Source organism: Paenibacillus contaminans, from assembly GCF_003285015.1.
GTDB lineage: Bacteria > Bacillota > Bacilli > Paenibacillales > NBRC-103111 > Paenibacillus_V > Paenibacillus_V contaminans.
The window spans coordinates 211,294-223,980 of record NZ_QMFB01000001.1 but is presented as its reverse complement, the minus strand read 5'-3'; the positions used below and the strand labels follow the sequence as shown (position 1 = coordinate 223,980).

Genomic DNA, 12,687 nt, shown 5'->3' with positions numbered 1-12,687 from the left:
CGCAATCATTTCGGCAAAACGTCCGAATGTTTCAAACTTGTAAATGTTTGCGCCGATCGTACAGCTCGAATGCGATGACGAACCGGGTGCCTTTCCCCTCTGCGCTATCGACTTGAATATGGCCGTTTTGTTTCTCCGTCAGCTGCTTTACGAGCGCCAATCCTAAGCCTGATCCGCCCGATTGCCTTGCCCGGTCGCGGTTTGCCGTATAAAACGGCTCGAAAATGCGCGCACGCAGCTCTTCCGGAATGCCGATCCCCGTATCGCGTACTTCCGTTTCCGCCAGACCGGAGTCGCCGGCTTTCAGCGTCAAAGTAACGGAGCCGCCCTGCACGTTATATTTGATCGCATTGTCCAGCATATTCATAAAAATATGCGTCAAGCTTTCCTTGTCCGCCCATACTTCGGCGCTGTGCAAGTGTTTGTTGATCGCGATACCGTAACGGTCCGCTTTCCCCTTCAGCCTCATACAAAGCTCCTCCAGCAGTTCCTTCAGCTCGACCTTCTCCGGCCGCTGCTCGAACTCGTACCTTTCCAGCGAGGACAGGCGGAGCGCATTCTCGACCAATTCGAATAAACGGCCCGACTCTTGGGCGATCGCCTCTCTGGCTTCTTCAAGAAGCTTGGGGTCGTCTTTATACATGTCAAGCAAATCCGCATACGCGCGTATCGAGGTAAGCGGCGTTTTCAGTTCATGGCTGATATTATTGAAAAACTGCTTCTGTGAGCGAATATTGGTTTGAATCGCTTCACTCATAGCCGCAATGCCGTCGCTTAAATCGCCAAGCTCATCACGCCTTGCCAGCTTGGGCGTCCGATCGTAAAACCCGTTTCGAATCCTTTCTGCAGCTTCGTTCAAACGGCGTATATCCTTCGCTTGACGATTCATATAAACGAAGCCGAAAAGGAGGCTTACGGCAAGCACGCCAACGCCGGCGGCAATAAACATCCGCTGAACGTTCCGATAAAAAACGTGCTGGGCGGCAAGCGAAGCTTGCAAGTGGAAGACACCTAACTGTCCTTCCGGTCCCGCAATCGGCGCCAAGTAATCGATGATATCGCCTTTGACGATATAAGCGATTTTATTTTGCTTCGCGTAAGCCAGCGCTTCTCCGACATCCCGCGAATCGGCCATCGGAAGCGAATCGCCTACCGTTTCGCCGGCTCCGTCGTACAGCAGCACGCGGTTCCCGCCGCTTGACGCCCCAAGCTCGACCGCCAGCTTCCTGCCCTGCAGCTTCATGAACGTAACCGCGTCCAAGCGCGCTCCGGTTACGTACTCCTGCCGAATCCGGGCTCCCGCCGCTTCCGACTGCTTCGCCATCGCGCTTTCGGTTTGTTCCCGCTGATACTGCGAAATCCCTTTGAGAACCGCGAAGCTCATCATTATAACGACAAAAAGCAGCAGTGCGGCGATAAAAGCCGAAAATTTCCACTTTAAGTTTATTCGCACGTTATTCTCCCGCCGCCCGGTAGCCGATGCCGTAGACGGTTTGCAGCAGATTTTGTCCGCTGTCGTCAAGCTTGGTCCGCAATCGCTGAATGTGAATGTCTACCGTGCGGGTTCCGCCAGCATATGACATTCCCCACACCTGCTCGAGCAGCTGCTCCCGGGTAAACACCCGTTTGCGGTTTGTCAGCAAAAGGGAGAGCAAATCGAATTCCTTCGGCGTCAGCCCTACCTGCTCTCCTCGCAGGAAAACGGCACGCTGCTCCATATGCACCGCGAGATCGCCGATGACGATTGCTGTCGTATCCGAAACGGAAGCATTTTTGTCCAGCCTTCTGCAAAGCGCTTTGACCCGGGCGATCAGCTCCCGCAAATCGAACGGCTTGGTCATATAATCGTCGGCGCCGAGCTCAAGCCCCAGCACTTTGTCGACGATGTCATCCTTCGCGGTCAGCAGCAAGATGCCCGGCGCTTTCCCGCCTTCCAGCTTTCGGCAAACATCGAAGCCGCTCAATTTGGGCATCATGACGTCGAGCACAACCACATGCGGCTCGAACGATTTCACCAAAACAAGCGCCGCTTCCCCATCCGAAGCCGTTTCAACCGCAAACCCTTCGCGCTTTAAGCCGTAGGCGATCGCTTTAACGATCGTTTGCTCATCGTCAGCTACCAATATTTTGTAATTCATCCTTATCCCCCTGATCGTTTCGTTCCCTCGGCAACATGGAAAAATGGCCGATAATGCTGCCGTTTCATCATAGCTCTTCATTCCCAACCCGTTCAACAGCCGGAGAGTCGGAAAATACGTTCGTTTTTTCATAGTATCCCGCTTTGTCCGCTGTCAATTATTCGACTATTATAAATTTAATATGTCATACTAAAATGGTTTCGTGTTATGATAATCATAATTGGGCAATTTGCTTTTTATTTATTTGTTGCAGCAAAGCGATAAAGACTAAAACGAACGATCATCGGAGGAACGAGTATCTTATGAGTAATGTAAGGAAGATCAGAACGTTCAAAAAAATTCTGGTAGCCAATCGCGGAGAAATTGCCATTCGGGTGTTCCGGGCATGTACCGAACTAAACATCCAAACGGTCGCGATCTACTCCGAGCAGGATAACCTTGCGCTTCACCGCTTTAAAGCAGACGAGGCATACTTGATCGGCAAAGGTAAAGGACCTATTGAAGCTTATCTCGACATTGAGGAAATTTTGGAAGTGGCCAAACGCCATGATGTCGATGCCATTCATCCGGGTTATGGCTTTCTGGCCGAGAACGAGCAGTTTGCCAAACGCTGCGAAGAAGAAAACATCGTGTTCATCGGACCGAAGTCGGAGCATATCCGCATGTTCGGCGACAAGGTCATCGCGCGTCAGATGGCGATTCAAGCCGAAATTCCAGTCATTCCGGGCACCAGCGAGCCGATCGCTTCTTTGCAAGAGGCGATGCTGTTTACCAAAGAGCACGGTTACCCGGTCATTATTAAAGCGGCTTCAGGCGGCGGCGGAAGAGGCATGCGGATCGTCCGCAATGCGGATGAACTGCAGCCGGCCCTTGAAAGAGCGCGCTCCGAAGCCAAATCCGCGTTCGGTAATGAAGCCGTTTACGTAGAAAAATATCTTGAAAATCCGAAACATATCGAAGTGCAGGTCCTCGCCGACAGCTACGGGCATGCCGTTCATTTATACGAGCGTGACTGCTCCATTCAACGCCGCTACCAGAAGGTCGTCGAAGTCGCTCCAAGCTTGACTTTATCGGACGAACAGCGGAACAGCATTTGCGAATCCGCCCTTCAGCTTGCGGTTAAGTCCGGTTATATCAACGCAGGAACCGTAGAATTTCTCGTAACGGGCGACGGCAGCTTTTATTTCATCGAAGTAAACCCGCGCATTCAGGTTGAGCATACGATTACCGAGCTCATTACGGATATCGACATCGTTCAATCGCAAATCCGAATTGCCCAAGGCTACGCTTTATCGGACGAGCAAATCGGCATTCCTTCGCAATCGGCTATCCGGATTAACGGCTTCGCCATTCAAAGCCGGGTTACGACGGAAGATCCGGATCGCGGCTTCGTGCCGGATACGGGACGTATTGTCGCTTACCGTTCGGGCGGCGGCTTCGGCGTCCGCCTGGACACCGGCAACAGCGGCGTGGGGGCGAACATTACGCCTCACTATGATTCCCTGCTCGTTAAAGTTTCGACGTATGCGAACACATTCGAGCAAGCCGCACGCAAAATGCTGCGTACGCTGAAAGAGTTCCGAATCCGCGGCGTTAAAACTAACATTCCATTCCTGGAAAATGTTGTTCAGCACCCCGATTTTCTTGTCGGAAACTACAATACTTCGTTCATCGATACGAAGCCGGAATTGTTCGAATTCGTCCAGAAGCAAGACCGCGGCACGAAGCTGCTGAAATATATCGGCCTTACGACCGTCAACGGTCATCCGGGCATTCCTAAGCTCAACAAAAAGCCTGCTTTTGATGAGGTCCGCATTCCAAAAGTTCCATTGAAGCAGGCTTACATTCCGGGTACGAAGCAAATTTTGGATGAGAAAGGCGCTGACGGTCTCGTTCAGTGGATCAGCGAGCAAAAACGCGTTCTTGTGACCGACACGACGTTCCGCGACGCTCACCAATCGCTCCTTGCGACCCGCGTCCGTACGTACGATCTGCTCAATATTGCGGAAGAAACGGGCAAACTTGCGAATGATTTGTTCTCTCTTGAAATGTGGGGCGGCGCTACGTTCGATACTTGCATGCGCTTCTCGAATGAGGATCCGTGGGAACGCCTGATCAAGCTGCGCAAAAAAATTCCTAACGTCTTGTTCCAAATGCTGTTCCGCGGAGCGAATGCGGTCGGTTATGCGAATTATCCGGACAATGTCATCAAAAAGTTTATTCATGCCTCCGCTACTGCAGGCATCGACGTTTTCCGTATTTTCGACAGCTTGAACAGCATCGACAACATGCGTTTGGCTATCGATACGGTGAACGAAACAGGGAAAGTCGCCGAAGCCGCGATGTGTTATACCGGCGATATTCTCGATCCGAACCGTTCGAAATACAATCTCAAATATTACATCAACATGGCGAAGGAGCTTGAGAAAGCGGGCGCTCATATTCTTGCGATCAAGGACATGGCCTCTCTCCTTAAGCCGTACGCAGGCTACCAGCTGATCAAAGCGCTGAAGGAAGAGGTTGGCATTCCGATCCACCTTCATACGCACGATACGAGCGGAAACGGCGGCGCGCTTCTGCTGAAAGCCGTAGAAGCAGGCGTCGATATCGTGGATACGGCGCTCGGATCCATGTCGGGCATGACGTCCCAGCCGAACTTGAATTCGCTCATTTTTGCCCTGGAGCACGAAGATCGCGCTACTGGTCTCGATGACCGCGCATTCCAGAAGCTGTCCGATTATTGGGAGGACGTTCGTAACTTCTACGTTCCTTTCGAATCGGGCATGAAGGCAAGCAGCGCGGAAATTTACCGTCACGAAATGCCGGGCGGCCAGTACAGCAACCTGCAGCAGCAAAGCAACTCCGTCGGACTTGGCGGACGCTGGGAAGAAGTGAAAGAAGCGTACAGCACCGTTAACCAAATGTTCGGCGACATCGTCAAGGTAACGCCTTCGTCCAAGGTCGTCGGCGATATGGCCCTGTTCATGGTGCAAAACAACTTAACGCCGAAAGATGTCGAGGAAAGAGGGGAAACGCTCGACTTCCCTGAATCCGTCGTACAAATGTTCCAAGGATATCTGGGTCAGCCGCAAGGCGGATTCCCGGAGGAGCTGCGCAAGATTATCGTGAAAGGCCGCGATTATTTCACCCGTCGTCCGGGCGAGCTGCTGCCTCCTGTCGATCTTGACGAGCTTCGCGTCAAGCTGGAGAAGGAGCATAACCGCGAAATTACCGATTACGACCTGATGTCCTACATCATGTATCCGAAAGTGTACCAGGACATGCTGAAGAAAGCGGAAGATTTCGGCGATCTATCCGTGCTCGATACCGCTACCTTCTTTTATGGCCTTGCCGTAGGAGAGGAAGTCGCCATCAGCATCGAGCAAGGGAAAACGCTGATCGTCAAGCTCGTTATGGTCGGAGACATTCAGCCTGACGGACACCGTATCATTTATTTCGAAATGAACGGCCAGCCGCGTGAAATTCCGGTCCGCGACGCCTCCGCCAAAGTAACCGTCCTTCACAAAGAGAAAGCCAATGCCGGCAATCCGGGACATATCGGGGCAAGCATGCCGGGCAAGGTTCTGAACGTAAAAGTCAAAGTCGGGGACGAAGTGAAAAAAGGCGATCCTCTTCTCGTCAGCGAAGCGATGAAAATGGAAATGGTTATTCAAGCGCCGCTGGCCGGAACGGTCAAGGAAGTGCTCGTGAAGGCCGACGAGTTTATCGAATCCGGCGATCTGTTGATCGTACTGGAACCGAAAAACTAAAGGCACCGGCTGTCGGCGTTTTGAACGCTGACCGTTTACAATCGCTTTTCATCCTTTTAAGAAATATCCTTTTGAAAAAACAAAACGTGCTACCGATGCGGATCGGCAGCACGTTTTTCATTTTATAAGAGCGTATATCGTAGAAGCAGCTCTAAATCCCAGTGAACGTCGTCATGATGACTTCCCGCTCTTACGGCAAGACGCTACGAAAGCCTCAAACAAGCTTCGCGAAACATCATCCGCTGCCGCCGTATCCTCCGGATGCCACTGTACTCCGAGCGTAAACGAATGGCTCTCCCCTTCAAGCGCTTCTACTATGCCGTCCGCGGACTTCGCCGTTATACGCAGGCCCGGAGCCGGCCGTTTAATGGACTGATGGTGAAAGCTGTTAACCTTGAATTCGCCCGTACCGGCGATTCGGTGCAGCAAGCTGCCTTCCTCCACCGCGACGGTATGGGATAGATGGCTTCTCGACGCCTTTTGGGTATGCTGATGCGAGCCGGGACATTGCGAAGCGATATCTTGATACAGGCTGCCGCCTAGCGCGGCGTTTAACACTTGTATACCGCGGCAAATCGCGAAAATCGGTTTGTCGCGCTTGACGAATTCCCGGGTCAGTCCGAATTCGACCCGGTCTCTCTCCGGCGTCACCCGCCCCAGCTCGCGGTGGGGCGACTCGCCGAAGCTGCTTGGATCGACGTCGGCACCGCCCGAAAGCAGAAGCCCGTCCGCAAGTCCGGCCAGCTGTGCTATATCGTTTTCGCTTATACCGAAAGGGATCATAACGGGAATTCCTCCGGCTTTTACGACGCAATCGGCATACGCGTGCTTAAGCGTCGCAAGCTCCTCATCTAAGTTAGGCGTAATCGCAATGATCGGCTTCATCGTTTATCCCCCGTTTCATTTTATGGCAGCGAACCGCCGCCTTTAAAGGCTCAACCGATCCCGAGCACATCCGCGGCAAGCGCGGCGGCAAGAAATACAGACATGGCTGCGATTGCGGCCAAACGCAGGGGCTTCCCTCTTACCGTGTTATCGGCCGAAAATGCGACCGAGCGTTTATACATGATGATTCCTGCCGTTATGAGCACTGCTTCCATAGCGATCGTCATATAAGGATATTTCCACATCCCTAATCCAAGAACCGGAAAATTCCCCGCGTTACCCGGCAATAGAGGCAAATCGGCGCGATGTACGACGAGGTCTAGCAGCCAGTGGCTGAAAACGATCGAGCCGAAAACAAGCCCGCCTTTTTTGCCCCAACGCTTTGCAGCCAGCAATCCGGCGATAATCGTTACTAGCAGCGCACAGAGCAAGGAATGCGTATAATCGGCATGAATCAAATGCGCTCCGTATCCTCCGCCCTCAACCGGTTCGATCGTTTCGATTCCGGCTATAAAAAGCGGGACAAATGCGACGTCAAGCAGCTGGGTGCCAAGCATAAGCGCCCAAAGCGGAACCTCGGGCGTTTTTGCTTTCACGGCAGCGGCTAAGCCGAAATGGCCGGCGAACATACTCCCCTCATCCCCTTCCAGCAGATTTGCGCAATTTAGCATCCAGCCAGCCGCAGCCTACTGTAAACAACAGCATGAATACAATAAAGCTCATAAGATCGCCTCCCACAATCCTTACGAATGCTTGCCGCCTTCTGCATTCAACGCCCGCATTCCTGCCAAAAACGTATCGATCAGCAGCTCAAGCGTTATATCCAAGCTCAGCGGCAATCCGAAACCGCCCTTCTGCTCAAGCGAGGCGAAGCCGTGCAGCACGCTGCGCAGCCCCCTTACGGCATGCAGAGCGGCTTCATCCTTCAGCCCGTATTCCCGAAGCACGCTCAACACGAGCTCGACGGATTGTTCGCCCACACGGACATACTCCGCGTCAGAGCTGTCCGGCGGCAGCAGCGTAGATTCATATAATCCCGGATGAGCACGCGCAAACGCGATATAGGCTTTGCCGAAGGCGCGAACCGCATCGTCTCCGGAGCGCCCTACGGCGGCTTTCGTCAGTTCCCCATTCAGCATCGTAAGGCCGTATATGGCCAGTTTATTGCGGAGCCCGGGAAGTCCGTTTATATGGTTATACAACGAAGGAGAACGGACATTCAGCTTTTGCGCGAGCGATGCCAGCGTTACTTCGGCAATTCCTTTCGTATCGGCGATTTCCGCAGCCGCCATAACGATGGTCGGCAGGTCAAGTCTTACTCTGTTCGACATAGCTTACTGCTCCTTTGCTATCATGGATTTGGCAAGATTCCGCTCCGCATCGGCTATTGCGCGGCCGATCGCTTCTTCAGGCCGATTCAGCATGCGCCCGTGACCGGCGGCAAGAAGAGTCGGACGGTTTTGCTGCAGCTTTCGCGCACTCTCCAATGCAAGCTCCTTGCTCCAAGTAGCCATGGCGGGAAACGGGAACAATGGGCGCAGCTGTCCGGAAACAGCCATACCGCCTCTTACTTGGAACGCGTCTCCCGCAATCAAAGCGCCGCAGCGGGTATCCAGAAAAGCCATCGAGCCCGGCGTATGCCCGGGTGCCGCCAATGCGAGCAGCGAGCCGATGCGGTCTCCGTCCTGAAGTAAGCGGTCTGCTCTTGTTTGCACGTTTTTGGGCACGTCGCCGCGAATCGGCCGATTGGGCTCGCCCGGATCGAGCGTCGCGTCACCGGTAAGCAGCCGTGCGTCGCGAGCCGAAATATGAACCGCGGCGTTCGGCAGCTCACGCTTGAGTGCATCCAGCGCCCCTACATGGTCGCCGTGCGCATGAGTGAGGACAATACGCGTAATCGGCTTTCCGATAGCGGCCGCCGCTCTTAAAATCCCCTTCACACTGTAAGGCAAGGCGGCATCGATCAAGGTCAGTCCGTCCTCCTCCTCGACAATATAACAATTTACAGGAAACAACCTGGGCATAAACGTCAATTGGGTAACCGTCATTTCTTTTATCACTCTCATATGAACATCCTCCGTTCGTTATCATCGTTAGCTGATTAAAGGAATTTGTCGTTTAACTCGACTTCACTTTTTATTATTGATATTAGTCATTAAACTAATATCGTTAGTTTTATTATAACTAATACCATTAGTTTTGCAACATTTTTTTCGGTTCGCGATGAATTCCTTTATCCAGCGCCTGATTTGCGGGCGTATACCATCATAAAAAAGACCGGGAAACAGCTCCCGGCCTTTATTGCGCTGCGTTTCGTTCGGCCCGAAGTCTTTTCCCCGCACCGCCGAACTGCATATAGTAGAAAGTCGTAACAAGCACAACCAAAATCGCGAGCGCGAGAAAAATGTTGCTGTAAACGAATGCCTCGTTATTGTGCGCAAGCGGATTCCAATGAGTCACGGCTCCGAAATCGAGCGTTTTGCCGATCAAGGCGGTCGCGGTAGCCCCGGAAATGAAATTCAGCATCGACAGCATGCCCATACCGACACCGACCTCCTCTTTGGAGAGCGTGCGCGAAACCGTGTTCGACATCGCGATTTGCATAAACGTTTGCCCGACATTGCCGAATATGAGACATATAGCGATAATAACCGGCGACATGCCGACGATGGATGATAAACTGATAAATCCGGCAAAAATAAGGGAAGCCGCAGAAAAAACAAGAAACGGGTTGCCTTTTTGATCAGCCAGCTTGCCGCCCTTGCGTCCCATTAAAGCGGACATGATCGCTCCCGGAAACATGACGAAGCCGATGAAAGCAGGCGACATGTGGTTAACGCTCGACAACAGCTGCGGCGTCATGAACGGAATTCCGAAGCTTAGCCCGGTCATCACGAATGCGACGATCAAGCCAAGTGTATACTGCTTATTTCGAAAAATAGAAGGCTTTACGAACGGCTCTTTGGCATAACGAATTCTCGCCAGGAACAACGCCAGTAGTGCCGCCCCCGAGAGGAAAAGCCAAAGGCTCATTTGCGTAATCGCCAGAAGCATGGCGGCTACCGTTCCGGCAAGCAAGATGCCGCCGATGAAATCGATTTTGCCGACCGCCCCGCGGGTATCGTCCAAATATTTGCGGTAATACGGAAGCGTCAGCAGCGAAAAGATCGAAATGGCGAATAAAAAACGCCAGCTTGCCACGCTTGTAACGAAGCCGGAAACGATCGGACCGATCGCCGTACCGAGAGCCAGACCGACTGCGACGGTCCCAAGCGCGCTTCCCCGCTTCTCGGGCGCAAAATAACGTACGGGCACGATCATCGCAGTCGCCGGAATCACCGAGGCGCCAGTCGCCTGCAAAATTCGTCCGGCAATGATCATCCAATATTCGGTGGCCGCCATCCCGACGACAGAACCTGCCGCGAAGAACAGAAGGCCGAACGTCAGCAAGTCCTTCAATCGGTATTTATCGGCCAGCTTCCCGAACGTGACGGAACCGATCGCATACACGATCATGTAGCTTGTAACGATCCAGCTCACCTGAGACGGCGTTAAATCAAACTGCTTGCTTATAACCGGCAGGACGACATTAAACATCGATGCATTCATGACGGAGATGACAAGTGTAAACATGAGAACGCGAAGCAATTTATCTCCGGCGTTCGAGTTGACTGTTTGCTGCATCGGCATTCCTCTTCTCATGGGCATGCTAACACGCCTGTTTTTGATACATTTTATACATATTTGTTTACCAATTATGATAAGGCGAAGCCGTTTTGTCAATGTATTCATCAAATAAAAATAAGAGGTAAGGATAAGTCTGATAGCATTAGCGTCCGAATAATACGTCCATAACAGTCCCCAGTTTCCCCGTTTTTTTGCCGTACCATATATCCGGATCATACACTTCCACATATCCACAATTCATGCAGGATACGAAAATATAGTGATTGTGCTCGATATCGAATATTTTGCTGATTCCGGTGCCGCTCATCGCAACTTCTTTTATTTTGCATTCGTTTTGCCTGCACTTGGAGCACGTAAACCGGTTCGTTATCATTTCTTCAAGGCTCATATCTTGATCCTGCTCTTCCCATTCCGCACTCTCTGGATCAGCCTCTTTCAAGGCTGCGTCCAAATGCTCGGGCAGCACCTCGTGCTTGCATGCGGGGCAAATATGCTCTTGAAGCCGGACTTGTTTACTGCACCACGGACATTCTATCATATCGTTACTCCCTTCCGGTCACAATAAATGTCGATAACGTTCCATTGTATTGTACGGGATAAAAATGCATGGTTGCGAATCTTTGAGTATACCCTGATTTTACCAGCCGGTACGGTCAAGAACAATCTTGACATTATTTTGCTTCGCGAATATTCATATAAAGCATTTCTTGCTCCGGATCTTTGAAAGTGGCGTCGATTATTTACGCAAACGATGTTATGATGGAATAATCAAATTGTTAATTGTGCCCTAGTAGGAGGAATTACGAATGGAGTTTATCAGTACAAGAGGAAATGTAAGCAATATTGGCTTTATCGACGCTTTTATGATGGGCCTCGGCGATGACGGCGGATTGCTGGTGCCTAATGAAATTCCGGCCGTTTCTCCGGAGACGCTGCAAAAATGGCAGGAGCTGAGCTATCAGGAGCTGGTGCTGGAAATATTCGCGCTTTTTACGAACGGGGAAATTCCGGAGCAGGATCTGAAGGCGCTTGTGAACGCAAGTTATGCAACTTTCCGTCATCCGGAAGTGACGCCGGTCCGCAAATTGAAAGATGATTTGTATTTGCTGGAGCTGTTCCACGGCCCTACATTCGCTTTTAAAGATATCGCCCTGCAATTTATGGGTCAACTATATACGTATGTCGCTGCGAAGCAAAATAAGAAGATTCACATTTTGGGCGCAACCTCGGGCGATACCGGAGCTTCCGCCATCGAGGGCGTCAAGGGCAAAAAAGGCATTAAGATTTGCATCCTTCATCCGCACGGCAAAGTAAGCAAAGTGCAGGAGCTGCAAATGACGACCGTTCAGGACGACAATGTGCTGAATTTATCGGTAGACGGCAATTTCGACGATTGCCAGCGGATGATCAAGGATTTGTTCGCCGATTTGGACTTCAAAGCAAGCAACCACCTTGCCGCCATCAACTCGATTAACTTCGTGCGCATTATGGCGCAAACCGTTTATTATTTCTACGCCTACTTCCAGGTGACGAAGGAAACCGAGGTGAAGCAGGTCAGCTTCAGCGTGCCGACAGGCAACTTCGGAGATATTTTCGCCGGTTATTTGGCCAAGCGGATGGGGCTGCCGGTCGACAAGCTGATTCTCGCCACGAACGAAAATAATATTTTGGAGCGTTTTGTTCTTGAGGGTGTTTATAAGCCTGGCGATTTCCGCACGACTTACAGCCCTTCGATGGACATCCAGGTAGCCAGCAACTTTGAGCGTTACCTCTACTATGTACTAGGCGAGGACGCAGCCCAAATTCGCTTCTTGATGGAGACATTCAAGAGCGAAGGCGAAATCGTCATTACCGGCGAAGCGCTTGCCAAAGTACAAGCGGAGTTCGGCGCACACGGCGTGTTAGGACAGGAATGTCTCGATACGATCAAAAAGTACGAGGCGGCTTCGGGCTATTTGCTTGACCCGCATTCCGCTTGCGGCGTAGCGGCAGCCGACAAGTATGAAACGGAAGGCGGCTTGACGATATCCCTCGCAACCGCACATCCTGCGAAATTTAACGAAGCGATCGAGCTTTGCGGTATCGAGCAGCAGTTTCCGGAGCAAATTTCCGCACTGTTCGAGAAACCGCAGCGCCAAACGCGGGTTGACGGCTCGCTTGAGTCGGTCGTTCGCGAGCTGAAGGCTTTTTATAACGGCAACTAATTA

Annotated in this window: 10 protein-coding genes; 2 read left to right on the top strand and 8 right to left on the bottom strand. The window is 51.9% G+C overall.

The window, feature by feature from the left end:
• Nucleotides 1-31: 31 nt before the first annotated feature.
• Both DQG23_RS01095 and DQG23_RS01090 read right to left on the bottom strand, forming a co-directional pair.
• Nucleotides 32-1,453, bottom strand: coding sequence for a sensor histidine kinase (locus tag DQG23_RS01095; protein WP_113028943.1), 1,422 nt, complete (start codon nucleotides 1,451-1,453; stop codon nucleotides 32-34).
• 1 nt (nucleotide 1,454) lies between these two features.
• Complete coding sequence (locus DQG23_RS01090; RefSeq protein WP_113029545.1) at nucleotides 1,455-2,138, bottom strand: response regulator transcription factor; 684 nt, start codon at nucleotides 2,136-2,138, stop codon at nucleotides 1,455-1,457.
• A gap of 302 nt (nucleotides 2,139-2,440) precedes the next feature.
• Between DQG23_RS01090 and pyc the strand changes: the two genes are divergently transcribed.
• Nucleotides 2,441-5,908, top strand: coding sequence for a pyruvate carboxylase (pyc, locus tag DQG23_RS01085; RefSeq protein WP_113028942.1), 3,468 nt, complete (start codon nucleotides 2,441-2,443; stop codon nucleotides 5,906-5,908).
• Nucleotides 5,909-6,079: 171 nt separating this feature from the next.
• On the opposite strand, the gene DQG23_RS01080 is transcribed toward pyc, so the two are convergent.
• The 6 genes from DQG23_RS01080 to DQG23_RS43650 all read right to left on the bottom strand — a co-directional run bounded on the left by DQG23_RS01080 (nucleotide 6,080) and on the right by DQG23_RS43650 (nucleotide 11,018).
• Nucleotides 6,080-6,793 (bottom strand): gamma-glutamyl-gamma-aminobutyrate hydrolase family protein, encoded by a 714-nt coding sequence (locus DQG23_RS01080; protein ID WP_113028941.1) that lies wholly within the window; start codon nucleotides 6,791-6,793, stop codon nucleotides 6,080-6,082.
• Nucleotides 6,794-6,843: 50 nt separating this feature from the next.
• On the bottom strand, nucleotides 6,844-7,464 hold the full coding sequence (locus DQG23_RS01075) for a permease (protein WP_420330189.1): 621 nt from the start codon (nucleotides 7,462-7,464) through the stop codon (nucleotides 6,844-6,846).
• Between the two features lie 72 nt (nucleotides 7,465-7,536).
• Nucleotides 7,537-8,124 (bottom strand): TetR/AcrR family transcriptional regulator, encoded by a 588-nt coding sequence (locus DQG23_RS01070; RefSeq protein WP_113028939.1) that lies wholly within the window; start codon nucleotides 8,122-8,124, stop codon nucleotides 7,537-7,539.
• Between the two features lie 3 nt (nucleotides 8,125-8,127).
• Complete coding sequence (locus DQG23_RS01065; protein ID WP_113028938.1) at nucleotides 8,128-8,859, bottom strand: MBL fold metallo-hydrolase; 732 nt, start codon at nucleotides 8,857-8,859, stop codon at nucleotides 8,128-8,130.
• A 232-nt stretch (nucleotides 8,860-9,091) separates the two neighbouring features.
• The gene (locus DQG23_RS01060; RefSeq protein WP_420330188.1) at nucleotides 9,092-10,477 is read right to left on the bottom strand and encodes an MFS transporter; all 1,386 of its coding nucleotides are present in this window, start codon (nucleotides 10,475-10,477) and stop codon (nucleotides 9,092-9,094) included.
• Between the two features lie 145 nt (nucleotides 10,478-10,622).
• On the bottom strand, nucleotides 10,623-11,018 hold the full coding sequence (locus DQG23_RS43650) for a zinc ribbon domain-containing protein (protein WP_420330186.1): 396 nt from the start codon (nucleotides 11,016-11,018) through the stop codon (nucleotides 10,623-10,625).
• Between the two features lie 268 nt (nucleotides 11,019-11,286).
• Here DQG23_RS43650 and thrC point away from each other — a divergent pair, with 268 nt between their 5' ends.
• The gene (gene thrC, locus DQG23_RS01050; RefSeq protein ID WP_113028936.1) at nucleotides 11,287-12,684 is read left to right on the top strand and encodes a threonine synthase; all 1,398 of its coding nucleotides are present in this window, start codon (nucleotides 11,287-11,289) and stop codon (nucleotides 12,682-12,684) included.
• Nucleotides 12,685-12,687: the final 3 nt, after the last annotated feature.

What these genes read in the sequence shown, in the direction of transcription:
- DQG23_RS01065 (WP_113028938.1), bottom strand. Translation starts at nt 8,859, where the DNA reads ATGAGAGTGATAAAAGAAATGACGGTTACCCAATTGACGTTTATGCCC.
- thrC (WP_113028936.1), top strand. Translation starts at nt 11,287, where the DNA reads ATGGAGTTTATCAGTACAAGAGGAAATGTAAGCAATATTGGCTTTATC.
- pyc (WP_113028942.1), top strand. Translation starts at nt 2,441, where the DNA reads ATGAGTAATGTAAGGAAGATCAGAACGTTCAAAAAAATTCTGGTAGCC.
- DQG23_RS01060 (WP_420330188.1), bottom strand. Translation starts at nt 10,477, where the DNA reads ATGCAGCAAACAGTCAACTCGAACGCCGGAGATAAATTGCTTCGCGTT.
- DQG23_RS01070 (WP_113028939.1), bottom strand. Translation starts at nt 8,124, where the DNA reads ATGTCGAACAGAGTAAGACTTGACCTGCCGACCATCGTTATGGCGGCT.
- DQG23_RS01080 (WP_113028941.1), bottom strand. Translation starts at nt 6,793, where the DNA reads ATGAAGCCGATCATTGCGATTACGCCTAACTTAGATGAGGAGCTTGCG.
- DQG23_RS01075 (WP_420330189.1), bottom strand. Translation starts at nt 7,464, where the DNA reads ATGCTAAATTGCGCAAATCTGCTGGAAGGGGATGAGGGGAGTATGTTC.
- DQG23_RS43650 (WP_420330186.1), bottom strand. Translation starts at nt 11,018, where the DNA reads ATGATAGAATGTCCGTGGTGCAGTAAACAAGTCCGGCTTCAAGAGCAT.
- DQG23_RS01090 (WP_113029545.1), bottom strand. Translation starts at nt 2,138, where the DNA reads ATGAATTACAAAATATTGGTAGCTGACGATGAGCAAACGATCGTTAAA.